The organism is Rhodococcus sp. 66b (assembly GCF_002076325.1).
Taxonomy (GTDB): domain Bacteria; phylum Actinomycetota; class Actinomycetes; order Mycobacteriales; family Mycobacteriaceae; genus Rhodococcus_F; species Rhodococcus_F erythropolis.
Window position 1 is genome coordinate 299,312 of the sequence record NZ_MUZB01000006.1, and the last position, 19,223, is coordinate 318,534.

21 protein-coding genes and 1 pseudogene are annotated in these 19,223 nt (G+C 62.6%); 11 read left to right on the forward strand and 11 right to left on the reverse strand.

Features of this window, described 5'->3' with window-relative positions; translation table 11 throughout:
* Positions 1 to 17 precede the first annotated feature (17 nt).
* Both B0E55_RS13865 and B0E55_RS13870 read right to left on the reverse strand, forming a co-directional pair.
* Entirely contained in the window at positions 18 to 1,181 is a 1,164-nt protein-coding gene (locus tag B0E55_RS13865; protein WP_021331896.1) for an iron-containing alcohol dehydrogenase, read from the reverse strand.
* A gap of 63 nt (positions 1,182 to 1,244) precedes the next feature.
* Positions 1,245 to 2,735 carry a CoA-acylating methylmalonate-semialdehyde dehydrogenase gene (locus B0E55_RS13870; protein ID WP_021331897.1) on the reverse strand — a complete coding sequence of 497 codons (1,491 nt, stop codon included), beginning with the start codon at positions 2,733 to 2,735 and terminating at the stop codon, positions 1,245 to 1,247.
* Between the two features lie 114 nt (positions 2,736 to 2,849).
* On the opposite strand from B0E55_RS13870, the gene B0E55_RS13875 reads away from it, so the two are divergent.
* Positions 2,850 to 3,743, forward strand: a complete 894-nt coding sequence (locus B0E55_RS13875) for a LysR family transcriptional regulator (protein WP_058037608.1) — start codon at positions 2,850 to 2,852, stop codon at positions 3,741 to 3,743.
* Positions 3,744 to 3,874: 131 nt separating this feature from the next.
* On the opposite strand, the gene B0E55_RS13880 is transcribed toward B0E55_RS13875, so the two are convergent.
* Positions 3,875 to 4,453, reverse strand: coding sequence for a TetR/AcrR family transcriptional regulator (locus B0E55_RS13880; protein WP_080909939.1), 579 nt, complete (start codon positions 4,451 to 4,453; stop codon positions 3,875 to 3,877).
* A gap of 82 nt (positions 4,454 to 4,535) precedes the next feature.
* Here B0E55_RS13880 and B0E55_RS13885 point away from each other — a divergent pair.
* Positions 4,536 to 5,464: pseudogene (locus B0E55_RS13885) on the forward strand (DMT family transporter).
* Here B0E55_RS13885 and B0E55_RS13890 read toward each other — a convergent pair.
* The 6 genes from B0E55_RS13890 to B0E55_RS13915 all read right to left on the reverse strand — a co-directional run bounded on the left by B0E55_RS13890 (position 5,451) and on the right by B0E55_RS13915 (position 8,901).
* Positions 5,451 to 6,272 (reverse strand): tyrosine-protein phosphatase, encoded by an 822-nt coding sequence (locus tag B0E55_RS13890; protein ID WP_047888321.1) that lies wholly within the window; start codon positions 6,270 to 6,272, stop codon positions 5,451 to 5,453. The pseudogene B0E55_RS13885 and the gene B0E55_RS13890 sit on opposite strands and share 14 nt — an antisense overlap.
* A gap of 38 nt (positions 6,273 to 6,310) precedes the next feature.
* The gene (locus B0E55_RS13895; protein ID WP_080909900.1) at positions 6,311 to 6,724 is read right to left on the reverse strand and encodes a phage holin family protein; all 414 of its coding nucleotides are present in this window, start codon (positions 6,722 to 6,724) and stop codon (positions 6,311 to 6,313) included.
* Between the two features lie 27 nt (positions 6,725 to 6,751).
* Positions 6,752 to 7,729: a DUF1214 domain-containing protein gene (locus B0E55_RS13900; RefSeq protein ID WP_029537077.1), complete on the reverse strand. Its 978-nt coding sequence runs from the start codon at positions 7,727 to 7,729 to the stop codon at positions 6,752 to 6,754.
* Positions 7,730 to 7,794: 65 nt separating this feature from the next.
* Complete coding sequence (locus B0E55_RS13905) at positions 7,795 to 8,091, reverse strand: SHOCT domain-containing protein (protein ID WP_019745452.1); 297 nt, start codon at positions 8,089 to 8,091, stop codon at positions 7,795 to 7,797.
* A gap of 1 nt (position 8,092) precedes the next feature.
* The gene (locus B0E55_RS13910) at positions 8,093 to 8,530 is read right to left on the reverse strand and encodes a DUF6325 family protein (RefSeq protein WP_029256345.1); all 438 of its coding nucleotides are present in this window, start codon (positions 8,528 to 8,530) and stop codon (positions 8,093 to 8,095) included.
* Positions 8,527 to 8,901, reverse strand: coding sequence for a PLDc N-terminal domain-containing protein (locus tag B0E55_RS13915; RefSeq protein ID WP_019745450.1), 375 nt, complete (start codon positions 8,899 to 8,901; stop codon positions 8,527 to 8,529). The genes B0E55_RS13910 and B0E55_RS13915 overlap by 4 nt, the downstream gene beginning before the upstream one ends.
* A 169-nt stretch (positions 8,902 to 9,070) precedes the next feature.
* Between B0E55_RS13915 and B0E55_RS13920 the strand changes: the two genes are divergently transcribed.
* Positions 9,071 to 10,606, forward strand: coding sequence for a LuxR C-terminal-related transcriptional regulator (locus tag B0E55_RS13920; RefSeq protein WP_080909901.1), 1,536 nt, complete (start codon positions 9,071 to 9,073; stop codon positions 10,604 to 10,606).
* On the opposite strand, the gene B0E55_RS13925 is transcribed toward B0E55_RS13920, so the two are convergent.
* Entirely contained in the window at positions 10,541 to 11,128 is a 588-nt protein-coding gene (locus B0E55_RS13925) for a TetR/AcrR family transcriptional regulator (protein ID WP_019745447.1), read from the reverse strand. The two genes, B0E55_RS13920 and B0E55_RS13925, sit on opposite strands and share 66 nt — an antisense overlap.
* A gap of 95 nt (positions 11,129 to 11,223) precedes the next feature.
* On the opposite strand from B0E55_RS13925, the gene B0E55_RS13930 reads away from it, so the two are divergent.
* From B0E55_RS13930 to B0E55_RS13945, 4 genes are all read left to right on the forward strand, one after another.
* Positions 11,224 to 13,002, forward strand: a complete 1,779-nt coding sequence (locus B0E55_RS13930) for an ABC transporter ATP-binding protein (protein ID WP_080909940.1) — start codon at positions 11,224 to 11,226, stop codon at positions 13,000 to 13,002.
* Between the two features lie 75 nt (positions 13,003 to 13,077).
* A complete protein-coding gene (locus B0E55_RS13935; RefSeq protein WP_080909941.1) occupies positions 13,078 to 14,289 on the forward strand; it encodes an acyl-CoA dehydrogenase family protein in 1,212 nt (403 codons plus the stop codon).
* Positions 14,286 to 15,311, forward strand: a complete 1,026-nt coding sequence (locus B0E55_RS13940; protein WP_021345641.1) for a phosphotransferase family protein — start codon at positions 14,286 to 14,288, stop codon at positions 15,309 to 15,311. Before B0E55_RS13935 ends, B0E55_RS13940 begins: the two co-directional genes overlap by 4 nt.
* Entirely contained in the window at positions 15,308 to 16,045 is a 738-nt protein-coding gene (locus B0E55_RS13945) for an SDR family NAD(P)-dependent oxidoreductase (RefSeq protein WP_080909902.1), read from the forward strand. Before B0E55_RS13940 ends, B0E55_RS13945 begins: the two co-directional genes overlap by 4 nt.
* Positions 16,046 to 16,049: 4 nt before the next feature.
* Here the strand turns inward: B0E55_RS13945 and B0E55_RS13950 are convergent, their stop codons facing one another.
* Entirely contained in the window at positions 16,050 to 16,595 is a 546-nt protein-coding gene (locus tag B0E55_RS13950) for a hypothetical protein (RefSeq protein ID WP_007729604.1), read from the reverse strand.
* A 144-nt stretch (positions 16,596 to 16,739) separates the two neighbouring features.
* Here B0E55_RS13950 and B0E55_RS13955 point away from each other — a divergent pair, with 144 nt between their 5' ends.
* The 4 genes from B0E55_RS13955 to B0E55_RS13970 are packed head-to-tail and all read left to right on the forward strand — an operon-like array spanning position 16,740 to position 19,219.
* Positions 16,740 to 17,240: a methylated-DNA--[protein]-cysteine S-methyltransferase gene (locus B0E55_RS13955; RefSeq protein WP_019745441.1), complete on the forward strand. Its 501-nt coding sequence runs from the start codon at positions 16,740 to 16,742 to the stop codon at positions 17,238 to 17,240.
* Positions 17,227 to 17,781: an RNA polymerase sigma factor gene (locus B0E55_RS13960; protein WP_020909250.1), complete on the forward strand. Its 555-nt coding sequence runs from the start codon at positions 17,227 to 17,229 to the stop codon at positions 17,779 to 17,781. Before B0E55_RS13955 ends, B0E55_RS13960 begins: the two co-directional genes overlap by 14 nt.
* Positions 17,778 to 18,377 (forward strand): methylated-DNA--[protein]-cysteine S-methyltransferase, encoded by a 600-nt coding sequence (locus tag B0E55_RS13965; RefSeq protein WP_080909903.1) that lies wholly within the window; start codon positions 17,778 to 17,780, stop codon positions 18,375 to 18,377. Before B0E55_RS13960 ends, B0E55_RS13965 begins: the two co-directional genes overlap by 4 nt.
* Positions 18,374 to 19,219 (forward strand): DNA-3-methyladenine glycosylase family protein, encoded by an 846-nt coding sequence (locus B0E55_RS13970; protein WP_080909904.1) that lies wholly within the window; start codon positions 18,374 to 18,376, stop codon positions 19,217 to 19,219. The genes B0E55_RS13965 and B0E55_RS13970 overlap by 4 nt, the downstream gene beginning before the upstream one ends.
* The last annotated feature ends 4 nt before the right edge of the window (positions 19,220 to 19,223 follow it).

Sequence of the window (19,223 nt, forward strand, 5' to 3'; positions counted from 1 at the left end):
TGACCGGGCCGAAGTGGTCAGGATCGATAGACTCTCCGGTACAGTTCGACGATTTCCTGTGCGCTGGGCACCACCGGGTTGTTCGACGGAGAACCCGACGCCAAGGCCTGTTCCGCCATCAGTGGAATGAGCTCCTCCCAGCGGGACTCGTCGATGCCGAATGTGCGCGGACTGGGTACCTCTACGTCGACGCACAAAGTATCGATGAAGTCGACCAGCTTGTGCGAGGCCGCCTCGTCTGAATCGCGGCGATCGGCCGCGCCCAGCTGCCTGGCGCAATCGGCGTATCGATCACGCGCCCCGGGTATGGAGAACGCGGTGATCGCCGGAAGTAGCATTGCATTGGAAAGTCCATGCGCCACATGGAAATGTGCGCCGATCGGACGACTCATCCCGTGTACCAGGCACACGCTCGCATTGGAGAATGCCATACCCGCCTGAGTGGAAGCATGCATCATCTGTTCACGTGCTTCTCGATCTGAGCCGTCACGGTACGCGCGCAAGAGGTACGCCCCGATTGTCTTCATCGCAGACAGTGCGAGCCCGTCCGAGATGGGGTTTGCCTTCTTACTGACGTAGGCCTCGATCGCGTGTGTGAGTGCGTCGACACCTGTGTCGGCCGTCAGTCTCGGCGGCATCGACATCGTGAGGTCGGAATCGACGATCGAGGCGATCGGAAGAAAAGAAAGCCCAGGGCATAGCATCTTCTCGTCGGTGGCAACATCCGTGATGATCGTGAATTGTGTTGCTTCCGAGCCACTTCCTGCCGTCGTCGGGATGGCGATGATCGGAAGCGCCGGCCCCGCGTACACCCGAGGGGCTTTGAAATCGCGCATGACGCCGCCCTGCTTGAACAAGACGGCAAGTGCTTTTGCCGTGTCCATCGGGCTGCCGCCGCCGAAGCCGATGATCGAGTCGGCATCGTGGGCGGTCAGAGCGTCGAGACCAGCCTGTAGAGAATCGGTAGTGGGGTCGGGAACCGTCTCGGAGAAGAGTGCGGCCTTCTTTCCTGCTGCTGCAACGATCTTCAGCAATCGATCGGCAGAACCATTGCTGACCATGAACGCGTCGGTGACAAGAAGCGGACGCTCGATGTTCAGATCCGTCAGCACTTCGCCGAGACTCTCGACGGACCCAGGACCAAGTTTCAAGAACCGGGGAAATGAAATGTTGGCAACCATGCCGATCCCTTCGAATGTTGTGAATGTATTTCCCGGCCCGTCGTATTCGGACGGGACAAGAACTCAGTTGTTTTCGGGGAAGCCGAGGTTGATGCCGCCGTGGCTGGGATCGAGCCAGCGGGTAGTGACGACCTTCCCACGGGTGAAGAAGTGGACTCCTTCGGTACCGTGAGCGTGCGTGTCGCCGAACAGGCTGTTCTTCCAACCGCCAAAGCTGTAGTAGGCCATGGGGACGGGAATGGGGACGTTGATCCCGACCATGCCGACCTCGATCTCGTTCTGGAAGCGACGTGCTGCGCCACCGTCATTGGTGAAGATCGCGGTGCCATTCCCGAATGCACTCGAATTCACCAGGTCGAGTGCTTCGTCGTAGGAGTTCACTCGCACGACCGAGAGCACAGGGCCGAAGATTTCGTCTGTGTAGATGCTCATGTCGGTGGTGACGTGGTCGATCAGGGTCGGGCCGAGCCAGAATCCGCCCTCACCACCGTTCGCCTGCACGTGCCTGCCATCGACGACGAGCGTCGCGCCGGCCGCCTCACCGGCGTCGACGTAGGAGGCGACCTTGTCGCGGTGGGCCTTGGTCACCAGAGGACCCATGTCTGAGTTCTTCGTGCCGTCACCGGTTTTCAGGGTGCGGGTTCGCTCGGCGATCTTGCCAACGAGTTCATCGGCGATGTCGCCGACGGCGACCAGTGCCGAGATCGCCATGCAGCGCTCGCCGGCCGAGCCGAATCCGGCGTTGACCATTGCGTCGGCGGCCAGATCGAGGTCTGCGTCAGGCAAGACGATCGCGTGGTTCTTCGCTCCTCCGAGAGCCTGAACGCGCTTTCCGTGGCTGGTGCCGGTGCTGTACACGTACTGGGCGATGGGGGTTGAACCGACAAACGAAACGGCCTTGATCGCAGGGTTGGTCAGAAGTTCGTCGACAGCTGTCTTGTCGCCTTGCAGGACGTTGAACACGCCCGCTGGAAGTCCTGCCTCGGCCCAGAGCGCCGCGATCCACAGCGAAGCAGATGGAACTTTTTCGGACGGCTTGAGTACTACCGTGTTTCCGGTGGCGATCGCGATGGGGAAGAACCACATCGGGACCATCGCGGGGAAATTGAACGGCGAGATTATCGCGACCGGGCCGAGCGGTTGACGGATCGAGGTGACGTCGACGTTCGTCGAGGCATTCTCGGTCATACCGCCCTTGAGCAGGTGCGCGATGCCACAAGCGAATTCGACGACCTCCTGGCCTCTTGACACCTCGCCGAGTGCGTCGGAGAGGACTTTGCCGTGCTCGGCGGTGATTATCTCTGCGAGTTCGTGCTTGCGGTCATTGAGCAGTTCGCGGAACGCGAAGAGGATTGCGGTGCGCTTGGCGAGCGAACTGTCGCGCCAATCGGGAAACGCAGCAGCAGCTGCGTCGATAACGGCGCGTGCGTCTTGCACGCTGGCGAGCGCGACACTGCCAGTGACGGCGCCGGTCGCAGGGTTCGTGACCGGAGCGGAGTTTCCGCTCGAACCGGGGGCGATCTTGTTGTCGATCCAATGTGCGATGACAGTCATGACTATTCACTCCTGAGGCTGGGGTTGATTCGAGTCTGTGCCGCAGAATTGCCGTCGTCAACAAGTAAGATCGCAGTACTCAATGCAAAATTGCAGCCAAGAACGGGAATGGCGATGTTCACTTCTGACAACCTGCGCTTTCTGCTGGAACTGTCACGCACGGGGCGTATTTCGGATACGTCGAAGCGACTGGGGGTCGATCAGACCACGGTCTCCAGGAGAATCTCTAGGCTTGAAAAAGACATGGGAGCAAGGCTTTTCGATCGCGGCGTCTCGGGCTGGCAGCTGACCGAGGCGGGCAGGCGATTGGTTCCCTACGCGGAGAGTATCGAGTCGACGCTACTTTCTGCGCTCGGTGAGACGACCGCCTCGGCGTCGCCGAGCCTCAACGGGACGGTCCGGATCCTGACCCCAGACGGCTTCGGTGCCTTCGTATTGGTTCCGGGCCTGCGCTCTGTACGTGCCCGGCACCCGGATTTGTACACCGAAGTGCTGACTTCGACTACCCACGATGTGTTGACCGGGCGTGACTTCGACGTCGCCGTCACATTGGAGCGTCCCTCTCCCCGATCTGTGGTCGTCAGCAAACTTGCGGACTACAACTTGCGGCTTTACGCCTCGCGTCGGTATCTGGAGACGCACGAGTCGATCTCGTCGGTGGACGACCTACGTCATCACACGCTCGTCTGGTATGTGGACGCGTTCTTGGATGTCGAACCTCTGCGTATCCTCGACCGGATACTGCCCACCGGGCGAGCGCAGATCCAGACCAATAACATCGCTGGTCACTACGAGGCAGTCAGGCACGGTGTGGGAATCGCGCCCTTGCCGACGTACATCGGCGCGACCGACGATGACCTCGTGCCGGTGCTGCGTGACGAGTTCGTAATTCGGAGGTCGTATTGGCTCGTTGTCCCGCGCGAGCTGATCAGATTGGCCCGCGTGCGGGCGATAACCGATGCCTTGCATGAGATTGTCGACAGGAACCCCGACCTCCGTGCGCGGTGATGTGCGGGTTTCCTGTATTCGTCGGGCGAGGCGATGGTTGACGGTCAGTTTGTGGCGCCTATGAGGAATGATCTCGATTTCAGGTGTGGACTCTGTCGAAGGGTCTTCTGGAATGTGTGGAGAGGGGTGGATCACCCGGAATGCTTCAGCATTTCGAGGGCCGCATCCCGGCCGACGTCGAAGGGGTCGGTGCCGATACCGATACCGTCTGCGACGAGGGCGCCTTCGTGAAGCAGCATGATTGCCTCGACGAGACGTTCGTCGGCTTCCCCGTCCGTCGCCAGAATGCGCCGAAAGACGTCCAACATTTCCTGCTTCTGTTCGGCGATGACAGCGAACACCGGATGTGACCGATCGCTGAACTCGGCGTGAGCGTTGACCATGCTGCAACCTTTGCCTCCGCTCGCCTTGGACCAGGAGGCGGAAGCGTCGAATGCCGCACTCAACTGCTCGGCGCGGCTGTGTCCGGCTGATGCGAGCTTCTTGTCGCGAAAGGCTCGCCACCGCCGATCTCGATCCTTCAGATATTCCACGACGAGGCCGTCTTTCGAGCCGAACCGCTCGTACAGAGTCTTCTTCGTGACCCCGGCGTCCAGTGCGACGGTATCCACGCCTACGGCGTGAATTCCCTTTTCGTAGAACAGCTTCGACGCCGACTCCAGAATGCGACGTGCTTTCGGAGTCAAGTCGGGTACGGATTCGTCTGCCATGGACAAAAGTATACCGATCTGTATAGTCGACTCCATGAGTAAACAGATCGGTATACCTCGGATCGTGACCTCGAGATCTGCCGTGACGGCTACCTTGTCGGTCCTGTTCGTCGCATGCTGGAGTTCGGGATTCATCGGAGCCAAACTCGGCGCCGGCAGTGCCGAGGTCTCCACGCTGCTGATGTGGCGTTTTCTCCCGCTTGCGGCGGTACTGGTCCCGATTGTCTGGCTGTCCGCCCGGTGCCGGAACGCGATGCCGACACCGCGGGCTGTCGGCAGGCAGGTGGTGATCGGAATACTCTCCCAGAGCGGCTACCTGTTGTCTGTGTACTGGGCAGTCGATCTCGGCGTGAACACCGGAACCACAGCGCTGATCGACGGTATTCAGCCGCTGGTGGCAGCCGCGCTGCTCGGCCCGGTCCTCGGTGTCGCAGTCCCGCGGATGCAGTGGATCGGTTTAGCGATCGGACTGGCCGGCGTCGCGATGGTCACGGCAGCCGACGCCGGGGCCGGTACATCGGCCCCGTGGTGGGCGTACGCGATTCCGTTCCTGGGAATGCTCAGCCTCGTTGCATCCACCTTCGTTCAGCAACGCGCTCCCACGTCCACGCCGCCACTGCAGGCTTTGGCCATCCACTGCTCAACCAGCGCAATAGTTTTCACAACTCTGGCGATCGTCTCGGGTGCTGCCGTACCGCCGAGTGTCAGCACATTCTGGATCGCATTGCTCTGGTTGATCGTGTTGTCCACCTTCGGCGGATACGGGCTGTACTGGTTGTTGCTCCGCCGCATCGGCATCACGTCCGTCAACACCTTGATGTTCTTGATCGCCCCCGTCACCGCGGTCTGGGCGCACTGATGTTCGGAGAATCCTTCACTCCGTTCACCGCTCTCGGCTTGGCGGTGGGCATCGTCGCCGTCGTCGTGGTCACCCGGGTGGACAATCGACCGAAGAAGCATGACGAGAGCACGGATTCCTGCCCGGCAAGAGCTCCGATCACGTCGCGCTGACGAAGCCCGATCGCGATGTGAACCGCTCGCGGAGCGTGGTGATTTGTTCTGCGGTGAGCTTGAGTCCGTTGATTGCGTAGTCCTCGACTGTGCCGAAGCGCGTGCGCATTTCGTCGAGCGCGGCGTCGAAGTAGCTGTCACGGACTCCGAGGAGCGGCCGGAGCAGTTCTCCGTCAACGCCTTTGCTTGCGGCGAAGTCGAGGATCGGTTCCGTCATGGGCGCCAGATCGGTGTTCGTCTCCAGGTAGTCGGCGCGTACATCGGCTTCGTCGGCGCCGAGGAGGAGCAAGAAAGAGGTCGCGGCCCACCCGGTGCGATCTTTGCCGGTGGTGCAGTGGAAAAGTGCTGCACCGGTTCTTGTTTCGTCGATGAGGTCGAGATAGAACGCGCGGTAGGCGTCGAGGGCGGACGGCAGGCTGACGAAGTTGCGGTTCGCTTCCTCCATCTGTGCGATCCCACGTCCATCGCTGATGGTCTCGGCGTACGCGACCGGGTCCGTCATGAGTAGTCCGGTGGCCGCGGCGTTTTGGGCATTGTCGGCGAGAACGTCGAGCCAGACCGTCCGCGTCGAGTCAGGGAGATTGTCGAGTGCGCCGTCGCGCTCGGCAGCGGTCCTCAGGTCGTAGACCGTCCGGACGTCCAAGTCGGCGACCGCGGCGACGTCGTCGCCGTCGAGTTTCGCGAGCGTCGCCGAACGGTAGAGCGCGCCGGCGCGGACGGTGCCATCAGCAACGGGAATGCCACCGAGATCCCGGAAGTTCGGAGCGGTCTTCAGGAGAACGCGACGATCGAGCGGGTGAGTTGGCATGGCTGACTCCTTGTGGGTTCCGTTTCCGAACTGATCATTCATGCCTTCTGCACACTGCGCACGAGCTTTTCGGCATTGCGTCTCTTGATCCACTTGTCGATGACGAGAGCCATGAAGATCCACCCTCCCAACGCCGTGATCACCCACACGATGATCGGGGCGAGGATCCAGGACCCGACGCCGCTGATCTCAATACCGTCGGGGACCAGGGTCGCAACCCAGAGCGCGAGCAGCGTGGCGACCAAGCCGACACCGCCCGCGAGCGGAGCCGCACAGTGCAGTGCCACGCTGAGCACGAATGGGCCGAGAATCATGTGGGCGAGGGTGAATACACCGATAGCGGCCAAGAAACCGTTCACGCTCAGGCTGACCCCGGGAAGAGCGAAATGCACGACGATCAGCGCGATCGCGCCGAGTACACATTGCGAAATGAGCTGAAATAACAGACGCATGGCTTGTACCTCCGTGATCAGGTCGAGTCACCCGAGAGTGGTGTGTGCGTGGGGAACGCTTTGCTGGAGGGCCTCGGGACGAGGTGCCGTCCAGGTGCCGTCGAGCACGTCGGGGCGGGGGCGGTACAGGCGCAGTACGTAGTTCCAGCCCGGCATGATGGGCAGTGCGTTCGCGACGCCGTCGAGATTGACGCCGAACCGGATGGTGGTGCTGCCGTCGGAGTCGGGGGTGGCTGTGAGGCTGTTGATGCTGTTGACGCCCAAGGCGTTCTCTTCGAAGTATCCGGCTGCGTTGTACAGCGAGACCGACCAGAACGCTTCCACGGGAACAACGTTCAGGCGGAGACGGTATTCCCCGACCGGGAGACGTTCGTCGAAGTTGACGTAAGTGGCCTCGTACTCGGGAAGGCCACCCCAGCCGGATGCGGTACCGAGCAGGTGCCTGATCGGGTCGACTTCCGTCGCGGTGCCGAATGAATGGTCGTAGGTGGTGATGCCACGCGCGAGTGCGAGGAGCGCGTCGCGGGTCTCGGTCTGCGACTGTTCGTCGTAGTCGGGCAACGGGAACTCGCCCGTTCCGCCGCCGTCGATGGTGAGGGCGTCCTGCAACCGGTTCACCTCGGCGACGTCTTCGGGGCTGTTCGGATCGACGAGGATGCGCACGATCAGTGCGGCGTAGTCGGTCCCGACCAATTCGCGTGTGAGCAGGTGCTCTCCCGGATCGCGCAGGATGACGGGACCGAAATGATCTTGACTGACCACCCAGACGGAGATGTAGCGCTTGCCGGTATCGGGCACCGTGATCGTGACGTTTTCGCGCACGTCGATGATCGCGCTGCTGTACAGGGTGTCGCGGTTCTGGCGGATGATCGGCTGGTTGTCGAGTGACCCGAGCTCGCGAGTGTGGTTCCACGTGCCCAGGCCGACGCCCGCGGCCAGGCGAGCGAACATGAGATCGGATTCTGCCCGATTGAAGTTCAGGACGTTGACGGCGATCGTGGACATAGCGGATTCCAATCGGTGTCGGGGTACGGAAGCGGGCGCGGTAATCCATGGCCCGTCGGGGTGAATCAGCCCAGCAGTCGTGCTTTCGCGGCTTGGAACTCGGCGTCGCTCAGTAGGCCTTGTGATTTGAGATCGCCGAGTTTCTGCAACTCGGCGACGAGATCGACCGGGGGTGCGGGTGTGGGGAGTACGGCCTGCTGCTGGGCGAATTCGTACTGCGCCTGCTCGTAGTCGGCCTGAGCTCTCCTTTGCCGGCGGGTGGCCATACCGTCGCTGACGGCGGTCGCGGTACCGGTCACGACCGCGGTGCGGGCGGCGAGGCCCAGCAGTCCAGGGCGTCCTCGTCTCGGGATGTACGGCATGTCAGACCTCCAATTTCGGGATGATCGTGTCCACGAGGGCATTGACGACGGGTGCGGGTATCCGCTCGTAACCCAGTAACACCGCGCCGGACTCGGCGGTCCGGGCGGCGAGTTCGCGCTGATAGACCAGCTCGAGCGCGACCAGCAGCGCTGAAGCGCCGGCGGGAATCGCCTCCGCGAGTTCGGTGATGTCTTCATGCCCGAGCAGACCGGACGCGCCGAGCATTTCGACGTTGATCTCGAAGCCGTTCGGCAATTCCTCGACCTCGACGAGGGTGAGTTCACCGTCGTCGGACTTGGAGATGACGATCAGATCGAGGAGTCGTACCAGGCCGGTATCCGTGATGTCGGTGAGCGCGGAGAACGCGGCGGGGTCGAGGCTCTGCCCCGGCAGACCGAGAAGGTAGAAGTCGACGGGGCCGAAACGCGCGGCACTCACGAGAGCACCTTCAGCTTGAGTGCGGCAAACTCTTCCTCGCTGATCGATCCGGCTTCGAGGAGTGCTGCAGCTGTGGCGATTTCCTCGCTGGGACTCTTTCCTGCGACTTCGCGGATATACGATTCGGCCGCGCTCTCGGCCTCGCGTGCGGCCTTGTTGCTGCGTTCCGTCATCCCATCGCCGCGGGCGACGAGATAGACGAGCGCGGTGAGGATGGGTAGGAAGAGCAGGAAAAATATCCAAACAGCTTTCAACCAGCCGCTCAGCTTGTGGTCGCGGAACAGGTCGGCGACGATCGCGAACAGCGCGAAAAGATATCCGACGAAGACGGTCGCCCACAGCATCCAGCCGAGGCTTTCCCAGAAACTCATGTGTCTTGTCCGTTCGTGTCAGGCCTGCGCATCGGCATTCCGCCGACTCGCGCTTTTCAGTTGATTCCGGCAATTCTCACCGGTTTCCGCATGCTTCGATCGCTGTCTCATCCGAAGCGGATGAGACGGGATTTCCACGGCCGTCGAACGTCTCGAGTATCTTCGACACATGATCGAAGCCGTGCGTGACGCACTTGCCTCCGGTGAGGCGGAGCAGGCTCGACGCGTCCTGCGGAAGAATTGGCTCCGTCTGATTCTCGAATCTCATACCAGGGAACTCGAGCAACTCTGCCTTGCGCATCCCGATCCGCACGATCCACACATCCTGCTGATACGGGCGTGCTGCCGCGACCTCAGCGGCGATCCGTACGGCGCGGAGTTTCTACGCGGGCAGGGTCTACGGGTCGCGTCCGACGATTTTGTCGTCTGTTTCACCGACCTACTGCTCGCTCCGGACACCTCGACCAAGGCCGTCATCGCCGATCGCGCGCGTCACGCGCTCGCCCAGTGCGAGGCCGAGGACGATTACCCGTCCGCACTTTTCCTCCTCGGGTGGACCGAGATCAGGCTTCGTCGTGATCTACCTCGCGCCATCGCGCTACTTCGCTCCGCCGGCGATGAAGCGCGGTTGCAGTCGCGTGCGGAGACGTTGCGTCTCGCGCAATCCAATTTGGCTTTTGCACTCACCCACGCGGGAGTGTTCACCGAAGCCGAACAGATCCTCGACGGCCTTCCTGCCCGAGAGGTTGCATCCGACTGGGAACGCTTCGAAGGTGGACTCCCACAGTCGAATCGAGGGTGCATCGCCTATTGGCGTGGCGACTTCGAGGAAGCGATCGCTCAGTTCGACTCGATAATTGTGGAGGGCAGTCCCGGAACCAACTTCGAGGCGCTCGCCCGTCTGTACCTGGTGATGAGCCTGATCGCTCTGAACCGGAAAGACCGGTACCACAACGCCGCTCGGCTGCTGCGAGGCGTGAGCACTGCGGACAAGCACGGCATTCCTTGGGATACGCTGCGGCGCGTCACCACGGCCTGGCTCGCCCACGCTCAGGGGCAGGACGAGCAAGCGCGCCGCATCGCGAAGCCCACGCTGACCAGAACAGGTGCTGCGGTCGCTCACGCGCTGCTCGCCGAGCTCTATCGAGTCTTGGGGGATCCGGAACCGTCGGCGCAGGCGCTTCGGTTGGCAAGTTCGGCCGCGCTGCCGCGATATGCGCTGGTGAGCACACTTGTCACCTCTGCAGCGCTGAGCTCCGTCGCAGGGCGTGGGCCGCAGGCGCACGAGCAGCTGGATCGTGCGCTGGCTGAGGCAATCCCGGAGCAGATCCTCGCCCCCTTTCTCAGCGGCGATCCGGTAATTGTCGATCTCTTGAACGCGCACGCAATACAGGGGTCGAGACACCAGGACCTCCTGCGCACGATTCTGGAAAAACGGAGCCGGCTCTCTGCCCAGCTCGCCGGAGTCCTGACCGAACGCGAGAACGAGATTCTCACTTTTCTGCGCACCACGATGACTGCAGACGAGATCGCTGCGCACCTCGGCATCGCCTATCCCACTGTGAAGACTCACATTCGCTCGATTTACCGCAAATTAGGTGTGGCCAAGCGGCGTGCCGCTGTTCAAGCAGCCGACAACCTAGACCGCGGGATCGGGGGCGATTCCGCGACGGAGGCTGCGAACCGTCAGATCCAAGGCTTGTAGTCGAGTCCCGGAACCGCGGTTCACGTAGTCCATCGACGTGTAAAGCAGTGACCACAGTAGGTTCTGCACCCAGTCCGAACCCATGTCGGGGTCGATGGACCCGTCGGAGTGTCCGCGTTCGATGGCGTCGGTGACTCCGTCGTCGTTCGACGCGGACTCGGCAAACGAATCTTCTTGATAGACGCCGGGAGTGAAGAACAGGACCGTCAAAAGGTCGGCCAGTTCGAAGTATTCGTGGCAGAGGCGAACCAGTGCCTCGGCTCCGGTGCCCTCACCGAGTCGCGCCGCTGCTGCGGCCTCACCGACGGCGCGAGTGGCCTCGGCCGCGACTGCGTCGACCAGGTCGGACCGTTCGGGAAAGTAGCGGTGCAAAGTGGTCCGGCCCACCTTCGCGGCCGAAGCGATCTCGCTGAGGGTCGCAGCAGGCTTGGATGCGAACACCGAAACGGCAGCATCGAGGATGGCCTTCCGTGTGCGCTCGCGGGTCGCGCTTTGTTCTGGTGCGCTGTGGATCGTTGTCACGAATTCGAAGCGTAGCCGTGTCCGGTTTCGGTATCCAGTGTTTCCGAATCGGAATTTCTCTTGCCCTTTATGGAACATTCGTGTTCCATAAATTCATGCTTGAATCCGACGCTTCTCAGCCCGCACCGAAATGGAGCAATCTCCGCGTCCTCTCGGAGTTCGCTCGACCGCATCTGCCGTCGCTCCTCCTCGGGTTGGTACTGGCGCTGTGCGGCTCGGCGGCGACGCTGGCAACGCCGATGGTCACCAAGTGGGTTCTCGACACCCTCGATACCGGTGCGTCACTGAAGGGACCGATCCTCACGCTCGTCGTCCTTCTGATCGTCGGTGCTGTGCTCGGTTGTGCTCAGTGGATCGTTCTCGGAACCGCCGCCGAGAAGGTTGTCTTCGACGCCAGGTCTTCGCTGGTGAGGCGATTCCTGGCGGCGACCGTACCTTCGCTGCAATCGCGATCCGTGGGTGAATTGGTCACCCGGGTCACGTCGGACACCTTGCTGCTGCGGGAGGCGGCGTCGTCGGCCGCGGTGAATATTCTGAACGCAGCCGCGTTGACCATCGGAACGATTGTTCTGATGGGCGTTCTGGATCTGCCGTTGTTGGGTGTCACCATGGTGGCAATCGTGTTCGCCTCCATACTCTTTGCCGTTCTGATGCCTCGGATTTCCGCAGCCGAAGCGCGAACCCAGGAATCGCTCGGTCAGCTCGGCGGCGTACTCGAGGGTGGCTTGCGTGCGATCCGGACGGTCAAGGTTTCCCTCGCCGAGGATCGCGTCGGCGCTCTGGTGACGACCAATGCGTCCGATGCGAAAAAGCATGCGATCACGGCGGTTCGAGTGTCGGCAACCGCGTGGACTGTCGCGTGGACCGCCATTCAGGGATCGATCATTGCCATCCTGGGCTTCGGCGCCTGGCGAGTCGCCGGCGGCGAAATGGCAGTCTCGACGCTCATCGCGTTTCTGCTCTACGCTTTCACCCTGATGGGGCCGGTGTCGGAGCTGGCGCAGAACGTGACTTCCGTTCAGTCGGGAATCGCGGCAGCTATCCGGATTCGCGAGATGCAGTCGTTGCCCACCGAGCAGTACGACGAGGTCGTGGACGTGGTCGCGAAAACAAATGCTGCCGCGCCGCTGATCGAGTTGCGCGACGTCACCGTGAGTTACCACGGGTCGAGCCAGCCGGCGTTGCGCGATGTCTCGCTGGTCATTCCGACGCGTGGGCACATGGCCATCGTCGGCCCGTCGGGTGCCGGAAAGACGACCTTGCTCTCGACTGTGCTGCGATTCGTCGAACCGCGATCGGGTGAGGTTCTCCTGCATGGAGTCGGTTACGACGCGCTCGATCACCGCGCTGTGCGCGAGAGTCTCGCGTACGTGGAGCAAGAGACACCGGTGGTGCCCGGAACGATTCGGGAGAACGTCGTCTTCAGCCATCCCGACGCGACGGACGAAGAAGTCCAGGCCGTTCTGCGCCTGCTCCGGCTCGACGACGCGATCGAGGCCCTGCCGAACGGACTCGACACCGCTCTGACGGCCACCTCGCTGTCGGGCGGCCAACGTCAGCGGATCGCGATGGCACGCGCAGTTCTGCGACCGAGTGCTTTGCTTCTGCTCGACGAAGCCACTGCCCAGGTCGACACACTCACCGAAGCCGCGATTGTCGACGCGATCAACGAACGTGCACGTACCGGGGCCGTGGTGACTATCGCTCACCGGCTCTCAACGGTGCGTGACGCCGACTGGATCGTGGTCATGGAAGACGGTCGGATCCGCAACATCGGCAACCATGACGAGCTCATGGACAAGGACGATCTGTACCGCGACATGGTGGTTGCCGGCCGGCTCGATCAGGGCGAGGCGATGCTCGAAGATTGTTGACCCGGCGCATCGGCATGTGCGAGAGTGCTGTTACCGAGCGATCGCTCGGTCGGGATGTTCTTTCGGAGGTGGCTGGTGGCAATCGATCTGACGTACGCGCCCGAGGTGGTGGCGCTGATCGAGAAGACGCGCGACTTCACGCGCAACGTAGTGCTCCCCATCGAAGACGAACACGCCGGTGACATCGCCGTCGCGGGTGGCGATGCCATCCGCATCGAGATGCAGGCGGCAGCAAAAGAAGCCGGTGTCTTCGCACCGCATGCACCGATCGAGTACGGCGGCCACGGACTCAACATGAGTGATCGCGCGCCTGTTTTCGAGGAAGCCGGCTACTCGCTCTTCGGGCCGACGGCGCTCAACATCGCTGCGCCGGACGAGGGCAATGTTCACATGCTGGCCCACGTCGCGAACGAAGCACAGAAGCAGCAGTTCCTCGCGCCGCTCGCAAGCGGGGACATGCGGTCGGCATTCGCCATGACCGAACCCGCGCCGGGAGCGGGATCCGATCCCTCGGCTTTGAACACCCGCGCCGAGAAAGTCCCCGGTGGCTGGAAGATCAACGGTAAGAAATGGTTCATCACCGGCGCCGACGGCGCCGGATTCTTCATCATCATGGCGCGCACCTCCGGCGAGCCCGGGCAGCGCGGCGGAGCGACCATGTTCCTGACGCCGACGGACACAGCGGGTCTCATCGTGGGTCGACACATCGACACCCTCGACAAGGCCATGATCGGCGGGCACTGCGAGGTCACGTTCGAGGATCTCTTCGTTCCCGACGAGGCCGTTCTCGGTGAGGTCGATCAGGGATTCGCCTACGCGCAGGTTCGTCTCGGTCCCGCCCGCATGACGCACGTGATGCGCTGGCTCGGTGCAGCACGCCGCGGCCACGACGTCGCCGTGGCCAGGGTTGCCGAACGAGAAGGCTTCGGCTCGAGACTCGGTGATCTCGGAATGATCCAGAAGATGGTCGCCGACAACGAGATCGACATCGCAGCCAGTCGCGCACTTCTGGTGCAGGCCTGCTTCGAACTCGATCAGGGCGGGCACGCGAGCAACGCGACGTCCATCGCCAAGACCTACGCGGCCGAGGCGATCTTCCGGATCGTCGACCGCTCCATTCAGATGTGTGGCGGAATAGGCGTGTCCGGCGATCTGCCGCTGGCACGGTTGTCCCGCGAAGTGCGTCCCTTCCGCGTTTACGACGGTCCGTCCGAGGTTCATCGCTGGGCAATTGCGAAACGTGTTGTCGGCGCCGCAAAGCGCGCTGCTCGGGAGGAGTCGAAGTGACGGACTTCCCAGGACTCGATCTCGCGGCGCTCCACAAGTATCTGCAAGCCGCAGGCGTCGAGGTGAGCGGTGAGTTGCGAGCCGAACTGATTTCAGGCGGCAAATCCAATCTCACCTACGGAATCTTCGACGACAACTCGAAGTGGATTCTGCGTCGTCCACCCACGGCCGGCCTGACGCCTTCGGCGCACGACGTTGCGCGCGAGTTCCGAATCACCTCGGCGTTGCAGAACACTGCCGTGCCGGTCGCGCCGACCGTCGTGCTGTGCGAGGACGCCTCGGTGATGGGTGCGTCGTTCACGGTGGTCGAGTTCGTCACCGGTCAAGTGATCCGGACCAAAACCGAGTTGGAAGCTGTTCCGGCAGAGCTGGTCACGCAGTGCACCGACGAGTTGGTGCGTGTTCTCGCTGCCCTGCACGACGTCGACTACAACGCAGTGGGTCTCGGCGAACTCGGCCGACCCGACGGTTACGTAGCCCGCCAGGTGAAGTTGTGGGCCGGTCAATGGTCACGCGTCAAGACCGAGGACTCGGCCGATGTGGACAGGTTGGCGTCGAGCCTCGCGGAATTGATTCCGGCTGAATCGGCTTCGTCGATCGTGCACGGCGACTACCGGATCGACAACACGATTCTCGCGGCGAACGACGTCACCAAGGTTGCCGCAGTGGTGGACTGGGAACTGTCGACGCTGGGAGATCCGCTGGCGGACATCGCGATGATGTGCGTCTATCGGCATCCCGCGCTGGATCTGGTTCTGGGTGAGCCTGCCGCGTGGACGAGCCCGTCGCTACCGTCCGTTGTCGATCTGGCGCAACGGTATTCGTCCGTTTCGGGTCGTGAACTGGCGCATTGGAACTTCTACATGGCGCTCGGGTTCTTCAAACTCGCCGTCGTGGCGCAGGGCATCGATCACCGATTCCGAGCAGGAGCCACCGTCGGCGGGGGATTCGACAAGGCTGGATCTTCTGTGCCGGAACTGATCTCGGCCGGACTCAACGCGCTGCAAGGGAAATTCGAATGACTCGATCAGCACTGGTCACCGGCGCCTCCAAGGGAATCGGGCTCGGCATCGCAACACGCTTGGCTTCGCAAGGGTACGGGCTGACCATCACGGCGCGTGATGCTGAACGGCTCGCCGTTGTCGCCGAAGAACTTACGCGCGCCGGATCGCCGGACGTCGTCGTCTCGGCCGGCGACATGGCGGACGAGAGCTTCGCCGCAGCACTCGTAGCCACGCACGGCGAGCGATTCGGCTCCATGCGAGCCCTCGTCCTCAATGCCGGAGTGGGAACCAGTGGGCGAGTGGCTGACTACCCGATGCGCCGTTTCGACAAGACCGTTGCCGTCAATCTCCGGACACCGTTCGCACTATTGCAAGCGTCGCTGCCGCTCCTGCGTACAGCGGCGGACGCGGACCTAGTCGGCGGAGCGAAGGTGATCGCTCTCGCCTCGATGGCCGGTGTGTATGCCGAGAGCGGCCTGGCCGTCTACGGAGCCACCAAAGCTGCGCTGATTTCGATGGTCGAGGCACTCAACGCCGAGGAATCCGGAAACGGCGTCAGTGCGACGGCCATCGCTCCCGGTTACGTCGACACCGACATGTCGGCGTGGACACACGATCGGATCACACCGGACACCATGATCAAGGTCGACGACATCGTGGAGTTGGTGGACGGTCTGCTCAAGCTCTCGTCTCGAGCGGTCGTTCCGAAGGTCGTCATGGCGCGGGCCGGGACCAACGGCTACTCCGCCTGAAATTTCAATCCAGCTTGGCTTCGCCCCGCTTGCGAAAGAAGTGAAAGCCAGGCACCCCGACGATTGCCTGCCGCAGGTCCTTGACCACTCCGAGGAGTTCGTGGATCTCGGGCGAGACGGAGTCCAAGGTTCCGAGGATGGGCAACACCGCGGCCACCCGGTCGGTGAGCTCCGGTAGTTGGTCGATCAGCTTGATCGCGGCGCTGACCTCTGCCTCGGAAAGGTCGTCGGCGAACCTGGCGGCCAGCGGCGCGAGCTGTAGGGCGATGGGCTCGTAGATCTCGAGGAGTTGTCCCGCGATGTCCGAGGTCTGCTCGACGGCCTCGACCAGTGTCTCAGCGCGAACGGTCACGGCGGCGGCTCCGATGACGACGCGGTCGGCGTTGTCGGCGATCTGGTTGATGCGCGCCACCAACCTCTCGACCGAGAAGAGGAGCGCCTCGAGTCGAGTGGGCAGGGTGACCGCAAAAGCGACCGTGGACAGGGACCAGTGCACCACGTCGCCGACGGAGCGGACGACGGTGGAGCTGCCGGGCAAAACTAGAGCCATCCCTCGATACTGCCTGATGTGACGTCAAAGTACAGGTAAATCTCACATTCACGAGGCCAGCGGCGTCTTCGAGGTGCCGGTGCCGGCGCGGACAATCAATTCACCCGCTGCCTGCTGCACCGCGCAACCTGGAAGGATCGAGACATGACGGCTATCCGTACGCACACCGTGATCGACTCGCCGATCGGGGCGTTGACGCTGGTAGCAGCAGGTGACGACCTCTGCGGGCTGTACATGGCGGAGCATCGCCACAAGCCGGACGAGTCCACGTTCGGTGATCGTTCCGCGGCGGTCTTCGGTGAAGTCGAATCGCAGCTCACCGAGTACTTCGAGGGTGATCGCACGGAGTTCTCCGTGCCGCTGGCGCCCGTGGGTACCGAGTTCCAGAAGCGGGTGTGGGATACCTTGCGAACGATCCCGTACGGCGAAACCTGGACATACATGGAGCTCGCGCAAACTTTGGGTAACCCGCTTGCGATCCGTGCCGCCGCCGCGGCAAACGGCAAGAATCCGATCAGCATCATCGTTCCCTGTCATCGTGTGGTCGGTAGCGACGGAAGTCTGACCGGTTTCGCCGGCGGCCTCGAACGCAAGCGGTTCCTGCTCGACCGCGAGCACGGCGGCGAATCGGATGTCCTCTTCTGATGCGCTCGGCTCACAATTCGGTGATCGGGAACGTCTACCGATCGTGAGACTCAAACCGTTCGAAGACGTCGTGACCGAATACGGTGCAGTGGTCCTCCGTGTCTGCCGCGCGGTGGTCGGTCCCGTCGACGCCGAGGACGCGTGGTCCGAGACGTTCATCGCAGCGATGCGGGCATATCCGGATCTGAATCCGGACGCGAACATCGAAGCCTGGCTGGTGACCATCGCGCACCGCAAGGCAATCGACATCACCCGAGTGCGCGCCCGCGTGGCCGTGCCGACAGACGAGGTTCCGGAGTTGCCGACGCGAATCGGCGTACCCGGAACGTGGGATCACGAACTCTGGGACGCACTCGAACAGCTACCGCTCAAACAACGTGCGGCAGTCGCCTATCACTTTCTGGGTGGGCTGCCGTACGCAGAGATCGCGGACATCCTCGGCAACACCCCGGCGGCCGCCAGACGCGCGGGTGCCGACGGTATCGCCACACTACGAAGAACCTACTTGTCCGCTACCGCTGCGGAAGGGAGTCACTCATGAGTAACGATGTGTTCGAGGCGCTTCCAGCCGTTGACGCCGACGCCATGATCCGCCTACGGGCGCGCCTGGCTGCGCAGGCGTCCGAAGCTGAATTGATCGACGTGGCATATCGAACCGTCGATTCGCCGGTCGGAAAGCTGCTCCTGGCGGCGACCGATGTCGGCCTGGTGCGGGTTGCCTTTGCCGTCGAAGGGCACGACCTCGTTCTGGAACGTTTGGCGGACACCGTCAGCCCCCGTGTGCTTCATTACCCGCGCAGGCTGGACACTGTCGCTCGCGAGTTGGACGAGTACTTTGCCGGTGCGCGTCGAGAATTCGATCTGCGCTTGGACTTCCAACTCGCGAAGGGGTTCCGACGCGAAGTGTTGCGTCATCTCCCCGAGATCGAATACGGCCACACTGCAAGCTATTCGGTGGTCGCAGTAGCGTCGGGAAGCCCGCGTGCGGTGCGTGCCGTCGGGACCGCATGCGCAAAGAATCCGCTGCCGTTGGTGGTCCCGTGTCACCGGGTGGTGCGCAGCGACGGCAGCCTCGGGCAGTACGCCGGCGGCCCCGAACTGAAAGCGATTCTGCTGGATCTGGAAGCCGGCCGGTGAGCGCAGTGATCCTGTGCTTTCAGGCACCCTATGCAGTCGAACCGCTCACCGGTGCCCTGCGGGCTCACTGCGTCGCAGGCCTCGAGCGTCACGACGACGGTGTTCACACCAGAGTCATACCGTTGCCTTCCGGCCCGGTTGTCGTGTCGGTGTCGTGGACAGACGGCGGCGTCGTCGTGGATTCCGATGTGCCAGCGGGGGATTCCGCAGTGCTGGAGGTGATCGTGCGTCGTTGGCTCGACCTCGACGCCGATCACACTGCTGTCGAAGCAGCGTTCGGTAGCGACGAGTTGTTGGCCCCACTCGTTGCCGCCCGTCCGGGATTGCGGGTGCTCGGCTCGGTGGACGGGTTCGAGACCGCAGTGCTCACCGTTCTGGGACAACAGGTTTCGCTCGGCGCGGCGAGGACGTTCGGTGGTCGTTTTGTCAGCGCATTCGGAGCGCCGGTGGAAGGGGAGTTTCTTGCCTTCCCTGATCCGGACGCGGTTGCAGCGCAATCGCCGGAGGACATACAGAAAGCCGTCGGATTGACCACAGCGCGTGCAAGAACAGTGCATACGTTGGCAACTGCGGCAGCGAACGGTCTCGATCTCTCCTGGGATGCGGATCCTGTCCAATTTCGGCGAGAGCTGTTGGCGCTATCGGGAATCGGGCCGTGGACCGCTGACTATCTCACTGTTCGGATTCTCGGTGATCGCGACGCCTTCGTACCCGACGATCTGGTGTTGAAGCGAGCGTTGGGGGTTTCGTCGGGCAAAGAAGCCGCAGCGTTGTCCGAGCGCTGGCGACCCTGGCGAGCGTACGCACTCTTTCATCTGTGGACCAAGGAAGCGTTTCTGTAGTCGG

Bases quoted from the DNA above. Each gene is read 5' to 3' on its own strand.
- B0E55_RS13865 (WP_021331896.1), bottom strand. From the start codon at position 1,181: ATGGTTGCCAACATTTCATTTCCCCGGTTCTTGAAACTTGGTCCTGGG.
- B0E55_RS13870 (WP_021331897.1), bottom strand. From the start codon at position 2,735: ATGACTGTCATCGCACATTGGATCGACAACAAGATCGCCCCCGGTTCG.
- B0E55_RS13875 (WP_058037608.1), top strand. From the start codon at position 2,850: ATGTTCACTTCTGACAACCTGCGCTTTCTGCTGGAACTGTCACGCACG.
- B0E55_RS13880 (WP_080909939.1), bottom strand. From the start codon at position 4,453: ATGGCAGACGAATCCGTACCCGACTTGACTCCGAAAGCACGTCGCATT.
- B0E55_RS13890 (WP_047888321.1), bottom strand. From the start codon at position 6,272: ATGCCAACTCACCCGCTCGATCGTCGCGTTCTCCTGAAGACCGCTCCG.
- B0E55_RS13895 (WP_080909900.1), bottom strand. From the start codon at position 6,724: ATGCGTCTGTTATTTCAGCTCATTTCGCAATGTGTACTCGGCGCGATC.
- B0E55_RS13900 (WP_029537077.1), bottom strand. From the start codon at position 7,729: ATGTCCACGATCGCCGTCAACGTCCTGAACTTCAATCGGGCAGAATCC.
- B0E55_RS13905 (WP_019745452.1), bottom strand. From the start codon at position 8,091: ATGCCGTACATCCCGAGACGAGGACGCCCTGGACTGCTGGGCCTCGCC.
- B0E55_RS13915 (WP_019745450.1), bottom strand. From the start codon at position 8,901: ATGAGTTTCTGGGAAAGCCTCGGCTGGATGCTGTGGGCGACCGTCTTC.
- B0E55_RS13920 (WP_080909901.1), top strand. From the start codon at position 9,071: ATGATCGAAGCCGTGCGTGACGCACTTGCCTCCGGTGAGGCGGAGCAG.
- B0E55_RS13930 (WP_080909940.1), top strand. From the start codon at position 11,224: ATGCTTGAATCCGACGCTTCTCAGCCCGCACCGAAATGGAGCAATCTC.
- B0E55_RS13945 (WP_080909902.1), top strand. From the start codon at position 15,308: ATGACTCGATCAGCACTGGTCACCGGCGCCTCCAAGGGAATCGGGCTC.
- B0E55_RS13950 (WP_007729604.1), bottom strand. From the start codon at position 16,595: ATGGCTCTAGTTTTGCCCGGCAGCTCCACCGTCGTCCGCTCCGTCGGC.
- B0E55_RS13955 (WP_019745441.1), top strand. From the start codon at position 16,740: ATGACGGCTATCCGTACGCACACCGTGATCGACTCGCCGATCGGGGCG.
- B0E55_RS13960 (WP_020909250.1), top strand. From the start codon at position 17,227: ATGTCCTCTTCTGATGCGCTCGGCTCACAATTCGGTGATCGGGAACGT.
- B0E55_RS13965 (WP_080909903.1), top strand. From the start codon at position 17,778: ATGAGTAACGATGTGTTCGAGGCGCTTCCAGCCGTTGACGCCGACGCC.